Below are 13,072 nucleotides of genomic sequence, written 5' to 3'. Positions count from 1 at the left end.
AGACGTCCCCCGTTCAGGCACCGCCGGCGCAGCCGCCGGCCGATCCTCCCCAGGAGCCCATGTGCTTCCCCGCACCGGTGACGTACTGCACGTGACTCGCGCGGCGAGTGTCCAGTTCCTCAGGCCGATCAAGTTCCGGGTGATCCGGGTGCTCGACTGGCCGACCTATGACGGCTGGCTCTGGCTCGACGGCTACGAGTTGAACGTCGCGGGTGACGCTGTCACCCGACGTTCGATCTTCGTCCAGCGGGAAGGGCTGCAGCAACTGCAGGCCGCCCCCGAACCCCGCCCGCACACCGTGCGGGCCCGCCGCCCGGTCGCGCGTACCCCGCTCCGGGTGGGCTGACCGACCCGATCCGCCGCCGGTGGGCGTGCCGTCGCCATAGAATTGGTACGCCCACCCCGGCACCGTTCCACCCGCTCGTCCAGGACCCTGACCCTGGGATGGTCATGGTCAATCAGCCCGCCCTGCGGCGGCACCACCGCTCCCGTATCGCCTATGCCTTCGGACTCCTCGCCCTCCTCGGGGCGATGGCGACACTCCTGGTCCTCGTCCGCGACCCGGCGATGTCGTCCACCCGGCTGACCGCGCCGGTGCCCGCACCGGAGATCACAGTGCTCGACTCCGACCCACCGACCGGCGACGGCCAGTCGGTCTACGACGAACCGGGCTGGACCGACACTGACGCCCCGGCCGACCACGCCGATGGCGCCGACCCGACCGGATCGGTGTCCGGCCTGGGTGCCGGCGGCCAGTCCGACGGCCGTCAGGAACTCACCGAAGCAGCTCCGGCCGGGCACAGCGCCACTGACATCCGCCGCTCCCTCTTCTGGTCCGGCATCTTCGGCCTCGCCATCTCGCTGGCCGGCATCGGTCTCGTCGGCACCCGCCGCCGGATGTGGTGACCAGCTGTCACGGCGTGTTCGTCACAGTGGGGCTCGGCGTGGTCGGGCTCGCCCCGGTCGGCGGCTCGGCCTGCGAGACGATCAACAACACCTCGTCGTCGGTCGACACCGACGTGCCCGCCTCCGGCTCGGTGCCCACCACCGTCCCCGGCGGCAGCTCCGACGGGCGGTACACCACCCGGTAGGGCAGACCGAGCCGGGTCAACAGCCCTTCGGCGGTGGCCTGCGGCAGGCCGGCGAGCGGTGGCACCGGCAGTTCGTCCGGAGCGTCAGTGGTCGCCGAACTGCTCGGCGACTCGCTGGTGGGCGCCGCCGACGTGGGAGCCGCGCTGGTCGGCGGGGTGCCGGGGGCGCTGGTCGGCGGCAGCGAAGGGGTGGACCGCGGATCATCCGGGTCGTCATCCTGCTGGGAGCGCACCAACCAGAGCGCGCCTCCGAGCAGGGCGGCGAGCAACAGTGCCAGTACGCCCCAGAGAATCGGCAACCACCGCCGACCGCCCTGCTCCTCGACGTACCACTCGGCGTCGTCCGGCCTCGGCGAGCGCACCTCGGCCCGTCCGGACCACGGCGGCGGGATCGGCGCGGTCCGGTCGGCCGGCGGGCCCGGCCGGGTGCCGGCGGACCGATCGATCGGCATGGTCTGGTCGGGCGACAGGTCGGGGCGGGCCGGAACGGTCCGGTCGATCGGTGCCGTCTCGTCCGGGTCAGCGGCGGCTGGCGTCGGCTGCGTCGGCTCCGGGCCGTCGACGGCGGGGCCGGACGGGGCCGGGCCGTCGGCGGCGGGCCCGGACCCCGGCCGGTCAGCGGCGGGGGGCAGGGGGCGGGTCTGGTCGTCGTCGTGCTCGCCGGCGGGAGGCTCTTGGCGGTCGTCGCTCATCGCACGTCCTTTCCCGAACCCGGACGGGCGTCATGGCCCTCGACCGCCAACCTAGTCGCCCACACCGCCATCGGTGCGGATCAGCGTGCCGAGCCGCGCCGGCCGCCGGTGAGGCAGCGCGGCGGGCGGCTCGACCCGCCGGCCGGAATCAGGGAGTGGGTTTCGTGGTCGGCTGGTCGCCGGAGTCCGCCCCACACCAGATGCTGACCTGGTCGTTCCACCGGGCCGGTCCGTCCTCGGCCGGCTCCTGCCGGCTGACCTTCCCGGTGCGTCCGCTCACGTAGCGCGGGTAGAGGCCCTCGTCGACCAACTCGTCGGCGGCGTCGGCGCACCTCTCGCCGATCACGTCCGGCACCTCGGCGGCCGGCGCCGGGCCGGCGACCTGGAGCTGCACCGTCGTACCCCGGGCGACCTCGGTGCCCACGTCCGGTGTGGTGCTCTCGACCGTACGCCCGACGCCTCCACCGAAGACCAGCCGCCAACCCAGCCGCTGCTTGCGCAGGGTCTCCCGGGCCTGCTCGAAGTCGGCGCCGATCACCGGTGGCACGGTCAGGCCGGCCCCTTTCGTCGAGGTGGCGGAGGTCTGGACCGCCGACGGTGTCGGCCGTCCGCTGCTCGGTCGGGGTGCGGTGGCCCGGCTGGTCGCCGCGCCAGCCGTGGTCGCGACGGCCAGCGGATCACCGGAGGGTGTGTCATCCCCGCCAGCCAGTAACCAGCCACCGGTCGCACCGACGGCGGCGAGCAGCACCGCCGCCAACCCACCACCGAGCACGACGCTGGCCCGGCCCGCACCGCCACCGGCGGCATTCTGCTGGCCCGTGTTCGTGTCCGTCATAACGCCCACCGCCTCATCACCGGCGACCGTACCGCCCGCCGCCCAATCCGCCCGCACCGGCGGTCCACACCGGCGGGTCGTTGCGACTCGCCGCGCCGACGACGGGACGTTACGCTGCCCCGCATGGCCAGACAGGGCTGGGGAGTGTCGATCGCAACGGCGATCGGGGTCGCTGCCGGTGCGGGTGCGGCACAACTGGGCTTCGGCTACGGGCTCGGCGTCATCACCTGGACGCCAACCGATGCCGGTGCGACCGACACGGCCTGGGCGGACGGCCTCGCCTGGGCCACCTGGCTCGCCGCCAGCTCGACGGTGCTCGGCGCGGTCTGCGCGCAACGGCTGCACCAGCGGAACGCCCCGGCGAGGACCGCGACCTCTCCGGCGACCGCGACCGACGGTGTTTCCCGCCACGAGGGCCCGCAGCTCGGCGACCGGGCCCCGGAGCACGAAACCCCGGATGAGGGGGATGCACCGGCCGTCGAAGCGACCCGGCCGGGGGTGGCGGCAACACCACCACCGGTGGCCGAACCGCCCGTCCACGACGCGGGCAGCCTGCTGCGGCGGGTGACCCTGGCGCTCGGCGCCGGGTTGGGCGGGCTGGTCACGGTGCTGTTGATCGCCGTACCCGCCCGGGTCGCCGCTGGCGGGGACACCGACGCACCGCAACGGACGGCCGCCGTGCAGGCCACGCTGGGCATCCTGATCGGCGTCCTCGTCGCCATCTGGGCACTTCGCTCCCGAGCCGCCGCGGCCAACGTGACAACGACGGCCGCCTGGCTCTGGCTGCTCGCGGTGGTCTCGGTGATCGACGGGGTACGAGTCGGACGAGGGTTGACCGGCGCGCAACTCGGCACCTGGCAGTTCGACCCGGACCACGCCCGGTACTGGATCGGGGGCCAGCTCTACTGGCCCGGCGCGCTGCTGGCACTGGTGCCCGCGCTGCTGATCGGTGTGCTGGCCGCCCGTCGGTCCGCCCGCTCGGGCGGGCACCGCGTGGGTGCGGCGGCCTCCGGTGCGGCTGGCCCGGTGCTCGTCGCGCTCGCCTACCTGACCACCCTGCCGCACTGGTCGACGCTGGGCCCCGCGCAGCTGTCCACCCAGCTCGTCGCCCCGTACGCAGTGCTCGCCGGTGTCGGCGGTTCGGTGCTGGCCGCCCTCCTCGCCGAGCGGGCCGAGCGGAACCACGCGGCCGACCGAAGCCGCCCGGCCGACCGGAGTGCGGTCGGTCGGGACACGGTGGCCGATCCGGCCCCGGTCGCCGAGACCGACCCCCGGTCAGCGGTCGGCGGCTCGGCGGCCGGAACCCCAGCCCCGACGGCCGGCTCCACGGCCTCGACGACCTCGACGGCCGGAACCGCAGCGCGGCGCCGGAGAGCCGACGCCTCACCGCAGACGCCTCGGACGGGACCCCTGCCGGGCGAGGCCACCGCCGCACCGCAGGTGCCCGCCCCGCGCAAGGACCCGGACCTCACTGACAAGGACCGTCCCACCGAAGCGGCAACAGCGGAGAACCCGGCCCCAACCAGCCGGCCCACCCGAGCATCCCGCCGCGCCCCCCGCCCCACCACCGACTAACCCCCAGGGCCACCCCCACCCCGGATGGGGACGCGGTGCGCGAGTGGGGTGGGTCAGGTGGTTGGCCAGGTGTGGACGGGTTCGTTGGTGCGCTGGAGTTCGGCGTAGCGCGTGACCATGTGGTGCAGCGCGTCCGCCCGGTCCATGCCGTGGTGCCGCTCCGCCGCCCAGACCGCCTCGGTCTGCCAGACGGCACCGTTACGGCCGGTACGGCAGCGCTGCTCGATGATGCCGAGCAGCCGGTCCCGCTGCGCCGAGGCGACACCGAACCCGTCCAGGCCGGCGGCGGCGGTCGGCAGCAGTTGCTCCAGGACCAGTTTGGTGACCGGCACGTCGCCGAGCCCGGGCCAGTGCAGCGCGGCGTCGAGGCCACGTCGGGCGGCGGCGTGGAAGTTCTCCTCGGCGGAGCTGAAGGTGAGTTGGCTCCAGATCGGTCGATCGGCCTCGGCCAGACCGCGTACCAGCCCGAAGTAGAAGGCCGCGTTGGCCAGCATGTCCACCACCGTCGGACCGGCCGGCAGCACCCGGTTCTCCACCCGCAGATGGGGGCGGCCGTTCATGATGTCGTAGACCGGACGGTTCCACCGGTAGACAGTGCCGTTGTGCAGTCGCAGCTCCCCGAGCTGTGGCACACCGCCGGCGTGCAGCACCTCCACCGGGTCCTCGTCCTCGCAGATCGGCAGCAGCGGCGGGAAGTACCTGACGTTCTCCTCGAAGAGGTCGAAGATCGAGGTGATCCACCGTTCGCCGAACCACACCCGCGGCCGTACCCCCTGGGCCTTGAGCTCGTCCGGACGGGTGTCGGTGGCCTGCTGGAACAGGGCGATCCGCGTCTCGGCCCACAGTTGGCGGCCGTACAGGAAGGGGCTGTTCGCCCCGACCGCGACCTGCACCCCGGCGATGGCCTGGGATGCGTTCCAGTAGTCGGCGAAGCTGTCCGGGGCGACCTGGAGGTGGAACTGGAGGCTCGTGCAGGCGGCCTCGGGGGCGATCGAGTCGGTGTGTGTCCGCAACTGCTCGACGCCGCGGATGTCCAGCTCGATGTCCTCGCCCCGGGCGCCGACGATCTGGTCGTTGAGAACCCGGTAGCGCTCGTTGGTGGAGAGATTGTCCTCGACCAGGTGCCCCTCGGTGAGGGTGGGCAGGATGCCGACCAGGACGATCTTCGCGTCGGATCTGGCGGCACGTTCGTCGGCCCGGGAGAGGCTGCCGCGCAGGTCGTGCTCGTAGTCGGCGAAGCCGGTGCCCTCGATCAGTCGGGGCTCGGCGTTGAGTTCCAGGTTGAACTGCCCCAACTCGGTCTGGAAGAGGGGGTCCGCGATGTCGGCGAGGATCTCCTCGTTGCGCATCGCCGGCTCGGCGGCCGAGTCGACCAGGTTGAGTTCGATCTCCAGGCCGGTCATCGGCCGGTCGGCGTCGAAGCCGAAGTCGTCCAACATCAGGGCGAAGACGTCCAGACACCGCCGCACCTTCTGCCGATATCGGACGCGATCATCCCGGGTGAAGGCGCCCTCTGAGACGTCCCTGCCCATGTGTCCTCCCGACGGCCGGCGCGGTCGGGATCATGCCGTCCCGGAAGCGCTTTGTGAAGCATCCACGGTAAGAGCGCCCACCTGACCGGGGCCAGAGGCCGGCGGCGGTGATCCGGTGTCGGCCGGCGCGGACGCGCTCGTGGCGCCATCTGTACCCCGTCGGCGACCGGCTGGACCCAATGGCGGTGCGAACAACCCGTGACAATTACCACGAGTGGGAACGGCGAAGGGCCCGCGCCGACGTACGGCGCGGGCCCTTCGTACCGGATCACCGGGAGGATCCCCCTGACCCTCCGGCGATCCTCGAAGATCAGGCCTGACGGACGGCCTCGCCCTCGATCTCAATCTTGATCTTGCGGCTGACCAGCACGCCCCCGGTCTCCAGGGCGACGTTCCAGGTCAGGCCGAACTCCTCGCGGTCGATCTCGGTGCTCGCGGAGAAGCCGAAGATGTCCTGGCCGAACGGGCTGCGGCCGACACCCTCGAACTCCACCTCCAGCTCGACCGGGCGGGTGACGTCCTTGATGGTCAGCTCACCGGTGAGGACGAACTCGCCGCCGCGACGGGACTTGACCCCGGTGCTGCGGAACTCGAGCGTCGGGAACTTCTCGGCGTCCAGGAACTCGGGGCTGCGCAGGTGCGCGTCCCGGTCGGCCTGGGTGGTGTCGACGCTGGCGGCCTGAATGGTGGCGACGACCGACGACTGCAGCGGGTCCTCGGCGACGGTGATGGTGGCGGTCGCCTCGTTGAACTCACCGCGGACCTTGCTCACCATCATGTGCCGGGCAACGAAGCCGACCCGCTTGTGCGCCACGTCGAGCGCGTAGGTGCCGGCCGCCGGGATGGTGAGGCCGTCCCAGTCGCGGGTAACCGCATCGATGCTGCTGGTCATGCTGCTGTCCTCCAGGAGATTGTTTAGTAGCCCAACGACTGCTTGAGCAACTATAACTGCAACAACATTCCCCGTGTCAAGCACTGGTATGATGAACCAGTGACCAACGTCTTCGACGATCCCCGGATCACCGCCGTCGGCCTGCTCTTCGAGGCACACGCCGGGCTGTCAGCCCGGTTCAACGCCCAACTCGAGGAGCACGGGCTCTCCGCGGTCGAGTTCGAGGTCATCACCCGACTGGCCCGCTCGCCGGGCAACCAACTACGCATGACCGACCTCGCGGCGCAGACCTCCCTGTCGACCAGTGGAGTGACCCGGGTGGTGGACCGGATGGAGCGCGACGGGCTGCTCACCCGCCGGGCCTGCCCGAACGACCGGCGCAGCTCGTACGCGGTGGTCACCGCCGCCGGAATGCAACGCCTGAACGAGACGCTGCCCGGGCACCTGCAGATGATCGAGCAGTGGTTCACCGGGCAACTCGACCCCGAGGCGCTGGCGGCCCTCCTCGACGGGTTGCGCCGCGTCCGCGACGCCGCGCATCCGTGCGCCACCGCCGGCAGTGACGACGTCAGTCCGGAGCAGGTCGCGGCCACCGACGGCGCCACCCGTCGGCCCTGAGCAGCACCCGCCGCCGAGCGATGGCAGCGGCAGAAAGACCGGCAGAACTGGCCCGGCCAAGCTGGATTATTGGGTCCAAACCGACTTTCTGCCACCACACCCCTGGCAGGCTTCCTGCACCGGGGATCACCGGGGGGTGACGGCGCGGGCGATCAGCGAGGGGTAGCACCAAAGGGGGCTCTTCGCCCGCGCCACTCTCCCGTCGCGATCGGCGCGGGAGCAGGCTACTGAGCCGGTCCGCCCTGGGCGGCGATCAGCGCGTAGAGCAGGCCCGACTCCTGTGGCAACAGCCGGATGCCGTGCTCCGCACAGACCCGGTCCAGTCGATCGAGCACCGCCGGGTCCGCGGTGCTCGCGGCCAGTCCCACCAGCGCCTCCACCGCGTCGCGGCGATCCTGCCCCGCATTGTCGGCGGAGGCGGCGAACCACTCGGCAGCCAACTCCCGGTCACCCCGGTGCAGCGCCAGGTTCCCCTCGATCAGTGCACAGAGCCCGACCTCCGGCCCGCCCCAGGCCAGCGCCGCGTCGTCCCCGCGCGGTCGCGGCACTGTCGGCCGCGCCGGCACGGCCTCCCCGCCGCCGGCGCGCAGCTCGGTCAGCACCTCGGTCGCCTCCGCGACCCGCCCGTCCTGGGCGAGCGCCAGCCCGACGGTCCCGAGCACCCGACGGCGACGCCCGGGGTCACCCAGCTCGGACAGGGCGGCGATGGCCCGCCGGCCACGGTCGATGGCGTCCGCGTACCAGCCCTCCAGGCGGGCGACCTCGGCGCGATTGGCCCAGCCCAGCACCCGCAGTCGCTGCTCCCCACTCTCTGCGGCCAGCCGGTCCACCGCAGCGAGCCGCCGACGGGCCGCGGCCAGGTCGCCCGTGCGGATCTCGTGCCAGGCGAGGCTGTTCTGCGCCACCGCCAGGTCCCGGGTCCGACCGTTACGGGCGGCCAACCGCAGCAGCGCCTCGGCCTGTTCGCGAGCCTCGTCCTGCTGCCCGACCGAGATCAGCAGGGCGCCGAGCACGTTCCGCGCCTGCAACTCCCCTGTGACGTCGCCGGCCTGCCGGAAGGTGTCCAATGCCGCGCGGGCCGTCGACAGCTCTTCGGCGCCCGCACCGTGCTCAGCCGCGAGCCGGGCGACCCCGAGGGCGGCCCAGCCTCGCAGGAGAGGATCGGCATCGGCGGTCCTCGGGTCCGCCAGCAGCCGCCGCAGCCACTGCCGCCCGACCACATCACGTCCACGGAACCGCCACCAGCGGGTCAGGCAGGCCGCCAACCGCAGCGCGGTCAACGGGTCGTCGGTCGCCGCGTGGGCCAACGACGAGCTGATGTCACTGCTCATCTCGTCCAGCCGGTGCACCGCGTCGGGCAACCGTGGGCCGACCAGGTCGCTGGCGGTCCGGGCCACCAGGCGCGCGATGACCTCGGCATGTCGACGCCGGATGCAGGTCAGCTCACCCCCACCGGCTGCCTGCTCGATGGCGTAGTCACGAACCGCGTCGAGCAGCCGGAACCGGAACGACCCGGTTCCGCGTACGCTCAGCAGCCCCAACTCGACGAAGCGGTCCAACAGCGGAACCGGGTCGATCGCCACAGTGCCGTCCCGGTCGGCCTCGTCGGCGAGCATCTCCTCGGCCAACTCGACCGACCAGCGGTTACCGAAGACCGCCAACTGCCGCAGCGCGGCCTGCTCATCCGACGCCAACAGGCGGTAGCTGAACGCCACCGCGTCCCGCAGGGTGACCGCTACCGAGACCGCCGCACGGGTGTCGGGTCCGTTCGCGCGGCCGGTGAGCGCCTCCGGTGCGTCCCAGCCCGGGTGGGCGGACGCGTCGGCGGGGGTGGCCAGGTCGAGCACCCGGTCGCCGTACCGGTCGAGCAGTTCGGTGAGGTCGAGGAGCCGGCCGCGGGCGGCCATCAGCTCGATGGCCAACGGCAGCCCGCCCAACCGGCGCACCAACGCGGCGAGCGCCGGCAGCTCAGCGGGGGTGGGCGGCTCCCGGCGGACCTGCGCGAGCCGGGCGGTGAACAACGCGACAGCCGGCCACGCGTCGAGCTCGGAGTGCTCGGCCTCCGGTGGTGGCACGTCGAGCGGCGCTACCGGCCAGACCCGCTCACCGGGCAACCCGACCGGATGCCGCCCGGTGACCAGCACCCGCAGCGAGGGCAGTGCGCCGATCAACCGGTGCACTGTCGCGGCCACCGGGCCCGGGGCGCGCTCCACAGCGTCCACCACCAGCAACGTCGGCCGCCCGGCGAGCAGCGCCACGAGTTCGGACAGGCGCGCCACGCCGAGCACGGACATCGAGGCGGCGAGCACGTCCGGGCCGTCTGAGCCCTCGCCGACCAGCACCCCGGCGACGCCGGCCGGGTGGGCCGAGGCCACCAGGTGCGCCACCGACGTGGCCAGGGCGGTCTTGCCGACGCCGGCCAGCCCGACGAGGCTCACCAACCGGGGCCCCCGCTCCGCGGTCAGCATCCCGGCCAGTTCGGTGAGGTCGCGCTCCCGGCCGATCAACGCGACCGGCGGCGGGAGCGCGACCGACGGGTCGGCGGGTGCGGCCGCCGAGGTGGCGTTGCCGCCGACCCCGAACGTCGTCGAGGTGGCGTCTGGCGGGGCCGGTTCGGCACCGACGCCACGGGCCGCAGCAAGGAACGCCGCCCGGCTGGTGCCGGTCAGCGCCAGCGCCCCGGCGAGCAGTTCGACAGTGGTGCGTTGGGGCCGGATCGACCGGCCACGCTCCAGGTCACGCACCGTCCGCACACCCACCCCGGCCCGGGACGCCAACTCGGCCTGGGTGAGGCCGGCGGCGCGTCGATGCCCGCGGAGCAGCTCCGGCAGCGTGGTCCGTCCAGCCGGGCTCCGCGACCGGTCATGATCCGGAGTCATGGGCACGAAGAGTACGGATTGACTCCGACCGTCGGCAGTCGAACGTCGGGCTACTGACGCCCGCTCGCCGAAACCCGACAGCCGTACGGACAGTCCATCCGGGACGACCGGCCGATCAGTCCGGCTGGACCAGTCAGAGACCCAGATCCCGAGCGATGATCATGCGCTGCACCTCACTGGTGCCCTCACCGATCTCCAGGATCTTGGAGTCCCGCCAGAACCGGGCCACCGGGTACTCGTTCATGAAGCCGTACCCGCCGTGGATCTGGGTGGCCTCCCGGGCGTTGTCCACAGCGATGGTGCTGGCGTGCAGTTTCGCGATGGCGGCCTGCCGCTTGAACGGCTCGCCGGCCAGCATCCGCGCGGCGGCGTCGTAGTAGGCCAGGCGAGCGGTGTGGGCCTTCAGCTCCATGTCGGCGATCTTGAACTGGATCGCCTGGTTGGCGCCGATCGGCTGGCCGAAGGCGTGCCGCTCCTTCGCGTACTTGATCGACTCGTCGACACAACCCTGGGCGAGACCGACGGCCAGCGCGGCGATGGCGATCCGGCCCTCGTCGAGGATCCGCAGGAACTGCGCGAAACCCCGACCTCGGGCGCCGAGCAGGTTGGCGGCCGGCACCCGGCAGTCGTCGAAGGTCAGCTCGTGGGTGTCCGAGGCGGTCCAGCCCACCTTGGAGTAGCCGGGCGCGACGGTGAACCCGGGCGTGCCGGTCGGCACGATGATCGTCGACAGCTCCTTGGAGCCGTCCGCGTTCGTGCCGGTCACCGCGGTGACAGTGACCATGGCCGTGATGTCGGTCCCCGAGTTGGTGATGAACGCCTTCGAACCGTTGATCACCCACTCGTCGCCGTCCAGCACCGCCCGGGTCTGCGTGCCGGCGGCGTCCGAGCCGGTGCCCGGCTCGGTCAGACCGAAGCCGGCCAGCGCCTCACCGCTGAGCAGCCGGGGCAGCCAGGTCGCCTTCTGCTCCTCGGTGCCGAAGCGGTAGATCGGCATCGCGCCCAGCGAGACCGCCGCCTCCAGCGTGATGGCCACGCTGGAGTCGACCCGGGCCAACTCCTCCAGGGCCAGGCAGAGCGCGAAGTAGTCGCCGCCCATGCCGCCGTGCTCCTCGTCGAAGGGCAGGCCGAACAGACCCATCTTGCCCATCTGCCGGATCACCTCGTACGGGAAGGTGTGCTTCTCGTAGTGCTCGGCTATGACCGGGGCGACCACCTCGCGGGCGAATTCCCGCACGCTCTCGCGCAGCGCCGCTTGTTCGTCGGTGAGCCGGAAGTCCATCTCATCCTCCTGTAAGGACGGTCCGCCTCGGCGCTCGTGACGCCGGGAGCGGGTCGCTGTGCGGGCCTGAGTCGATGATCAGACCGGGGTGACGCCGTGCCGACGGCGGGAGAAGTGCCGATCCTTGGTACGCGCCGCCGCGAAACGACGGACCAGCTCGGTACGCAGGTCGTGCGGCTCGACGATGGCGTCCACTACCAGTTCGCTGGCGAGCCGGACGACGTCGATGTCCTGCTCGTACTCGGCGCGCTTGGCGGCGACGAAGGCGGCCCGCTCGTCCTCGTCGGCGATGGCGGCGATCTTGTTGGCGTAGACAGCGTTCACGGCGGCCTCGGCGCCCATCACGGCGATCTTCGCGGTCGGCAGCGCGATCGTGGCGTCCGGCTCGAACCCGGGGCCCGCCATCGCGTAGAGGCCGGCGCCGTACGCCTTGCGGACCACCACGCAGATCTTCGGCACGGTCGCCTCGGAGATCGCGGTGATCATCTTGGCGCCGTGCCGGATGATGCCCTGCTTCTCCACCACGCTGCCGACCATGAATCCGGGGACGTCGCTGAGGAACAGCAGCGGCACGTTGAACGCGTCGCAGAGCTGCACGAACCGGGTGGCCTTGTCGGCCGAGTCGACGAAGAGCACGCCGCCCTTGAACATCGAGTTGTTGCCGACCACGCCGACGACCTGACCGTCGAGACGGCCGAAGCCGATGGTCAGCTCCTTGGCCCAGAGCGCCTGGATCTCGAAGAACGAACCCTCGTCGAGCAGGCCCTTGACGTACCGCCGCATGTCGAACGCCTGCCGCTCGCTGGCCGGCACCAGCGCGGCCAGGTCGGCCTTCGCGGGCGCGGCGACCGCCGGCGCGGTCGGCGGCGCCTGCGTCCAGTTCGCCGGCAGGTACGACAGGTAGGTCTTCACGACGTCGAGCGCGTCGGCCTCGGTCTTGCAGAGGAAGTGCCCCACACCGGACTCGGTGGTGTGCACCTTGGCCCCGCCCATCGCCTCCAGGGTCGTCTTCTCACCGGTGACCATCTCGACCATCCGGTCGGAGCCGAGATACATGCTGGCGTTGCCGTCCACCAGCGCAACCACGTCGCAGAACGCCGGAATGTACGCCCCACCGGCGGCGCTCGGGCCGAACAGCGCACAGACCTGCGGGATCGAACCCGAGGCGCGGACCTGGTTCCAGAAGATCTTGCCGGCGCCGCGCCGGCCGGGGAAGAGGTCGACCTGGTCGGTGATCCGGGCACCGGCCGAGTCGACCAGGTAGACCATCGGCACGCCGGCGCCGTACGCCCGCTCGATGATCCTGATGATCTTCTCGACGGTGCGGGCGCCCCAGCTGCCGGCCTTGACGGTGGAGTCGTTGGCCATCAGACAGACCTGTCGACCGTCGATCGTGGCGGTGCCGGTCACCACGCCGTCGGCGGGCAACCCCTCGGCGAGCGCGTTGGCGTAGAGGCCGTCCTCGACGAACGAGCCCTCGTCGACCAGGAGCGCGACCCGCTCACGGGCGAAGAGCTTGCCCTTGGCCGCGTTGGCCGCGTGGTACTTGTCCGCGCCGCCGGACCGGGCCCGCTTGCGCAGCTGCTCCAGTGCCTCACCGTCGAGCGTCACGCCGACTCCTCCGCCATATGACCTGAACGATCGTTAGGCTAGCGCATGAGTACGACTGTCGGCGA

General features: G+C 72.1%; 11 protein-coding genes. 4 read left to right on the top strand and 7 right to left on the bottom strand.

Translation table 11 applies throughout. The features are described 5' to 3' along the window. The first annotated feature begins 61 nt into the window (after nt 1-61). The gene (locus tag IW249_RS09575; protein WP_196920412.1) at nt 62-346 is read left to right on the top strand and encodes a hypothetical protein; all 285 of its coding nucleotides are present in this window, start codon (nt 62-64) and stop codon (nt 344-346) included. A 98-nt stretch (nt 347-444) separates the two neighbouring features. Continuing rightward, complete coding sequence (locus IW249_RS09570) at nt 445-906, top strand: hypothetical protein (protein ID WP_196920411.1); 462 nt, start codon at nt 445-447, stop codon at nt 904-906. A gap of 7 nt (nt 907-913) precedes the next feature. On the opposite strand, the gene IW249_RS09565 is transcribed toward IW249_RS09570, so the two are convergent. Together IW249_RS09565 and IW249_RS09560 are read right to left on the bottom strand one after the other, a co-directional pair. Beyond that, a complete protein-coding gene (locus IW249_RS09565) occupies nt 914-1,783 on the bottom strand; it encodes a PASTA domain-containing protein (protein WP_196920410.1) in 870 nt (289 codons plus the stop codon). A gap of 148 nt (nt 1,784-1,931) precedes the next feature. Next, nucleotides 1,932-2,618: a PASTA domain-containing protein gene (locus IW249_RS09560; protein ID WP_196920409.1), complete on the bottom strand. Its 687-nt coding sequence runs from the start codon at nt 2,616-2,618 to the stop codon at nt 1,932-1,934. A gap of 123 nt (nt 2,619-2,741) precedes the next feature. Here IW249_RS09560 and IW249_RS09555 point away from each other — a divergent pair, with 123 nt between their 5' ends. Continuing rightward, entirely contained in the window at nt 2,742-4,193 is a 1,452-nt protein-coding gene (locus IW249_RS09555; RefSeq protein WP_196920408.1) for a hypothetical protein, read from the top strand. 53 nt (nt 4,194-4,246) lie between these two features. Here the strand turns inward: IW249_RS09555 and IW249_RS09550 are convergent, their stop codons facing one another. Both IW249_RS09550 and IW249_RS09545 read right to left on the bottom strand, forming a co-directional pair. Next, the gene (locus IW249_RS09550) at nt 4,247-5,725 is read right to left on the bottom strand and encodes a glutamate-cysteine ligase family protein (RefSeq protein WP_196920407.1); all 1,479 of its coding nucleotides are present in this window, start codon (nt 5,723-5,725) and stop codon (nt 4,247-4,249) included. A gap of 310 nt (nt 5,726-6,035) precedes the next feature. Continuing rightward, the gene (locus tag IW249_RS09545) at nt 6,036-6,617 is read right to left on the bottom strand and encodes a YceI family protein (protein WP_091396394.1); all 582 of its coding nucleotides are present in this window, start codon (nt 6,615-6,617) and stop codon (nt 6,036-6,038) included. Between the two features lie 99 nt (nt 6,618-6,716). Here IW249_RS09545 and IW249_RS09540 point away from each other — a divergent pair, with 99 nt between their 5' ends. Continuing rightward, complete coding sequence (locus IW249_RS09540) at nt 6,717-7,235, top strand: MarR family winged helix-turn-helix transcriptional regulator (protein WP_196920406.1); 519 nt, start codon at nt 6,717-6,719, stop codon at nt 7,233-7,235. A gap of 224 nt (nt 7,236-7,459) precedes the next feature. On the opposite strand, the gene IW249_RS09535 is transcribed toward IW249_RS09540, so the two are convergent. The 3 genes from IW249_RS09535 to IW249_RS09525 form a co-directional block, all read right to left on the bottom strand. Beyond that, nucleotides 7,460-10,114 carry an ATP-binding protein gene (locus tag IW249_RS09535; RefSeq protein WP_196920405.1) on the bottom strand — a complete coding sequence of 885 codons (2,655 nt, stop codon included), beginning with the start codon at nt 10,112-10,114 and terminating at the stop codon, nt 7,460-7,462. A 133-nt stretch (nt 10,115-10,247) separates the two neighbouring features. Further along, complete coding sequence (locus IW249_RS09530) at nt 10,248-11,396, bottom strand: acyl-CoA dehydrogenase family protein (RefSeq protein ID WP_196920404.1); 1,149 nt, start codon at nt 11,394-11,396, stop codon at nt 10,248-10,250. A 78-nt stretch (nt 11,397-11,474) separates the two neighbouring features. Beyond that, nucleotides 11,475-13,007 (bottom strand): acyl-CoA carboxylase subunit beta, encoded by a 1,533-nt coding sequence (locus tag IW249_RS09525; protein WP_196920403.1) that lies wholly within the window; start codon nt 13,005-13,007, stop codon nt 11,475-11,477. Nucleotides 13,008-13,072: the final 65 nt, after the last annotated feature.

This window comes from Micromonospora vinacea (genome assembly GCF_015751785.1).
GTDB classification, from domain to species: Bacteria; Actinomycetota; Actinomycetes; order Mycobacteriales; family Micromonosporaceae; genus Micromonospora; species Micromonospora vinacea.
This window is presented reverse-complemented; position numbering and strand designations above follow the sequence as displayed.

What these genes read in the sequence shown, in the direction of transcription:
- IW249_RS09570 (WP_196920411.1), top strand. Translation starts at nt 445, where the DNA reads ATGGTCATGGTCAATCAGCCCGCCCTGCGGCGGCACCACCGCTCCCGT.
- IW249_RS09555 (WP_196920408.1), top strand. Translation starts at nt 2,742, where the DNA reads ATGGCCAGACAGGGCTGGGGAGTGTCGATCGCAACGGCGATCGGGGTC.
- IW249_RS09550 (WP_196920407.1), bottom strand. Translation starts at nt 5,725, where the DNA reads ATGGGCAGGGACGTCTCAGAGGGCGCCTTCACCCGGGATGATCGCGTC.
- IW249_RS09545 (WP_091396394.1), bottom strand. Translation starts at nt 6,617, where the DNA reads ATGACCAGCAGCATCGATGCGGTTACCCGCGACTGGGACGGCCTCACC.
- IW249_RS09530 (WP_196920404.1), bottom strand. Translation starts at nt 11,396, where the DNA reads ATGGACTTCCGGCTCACCGACGAACAAGCGGCGCTGCGCGAGAGCGTG.
- IW249_RS09565 (WP_196920410.1), bottom strand. Translation starts at nt 1,783, where the DNA reads ATGAGCGACGACCGCCAAGAGCCTCCCGCCGGCGAGCACGACGACGAC.
- IW249_RS09535 (WP_196920405.1), bottom strand. Translation starts at nt 10,114, where the DNA reads ATGACTCCGGATCATGACCGGTCGCGGAGCCCGGCTGGACGGACCACG.
- IW249_RS09560 (WP_196920409.1), bottom strand. Translation starts at nt 2,618, where the DNA reads ATGACGGACACGAACACGGGCCAGCAGAATGCCGCCGGTGGCGGTGCG.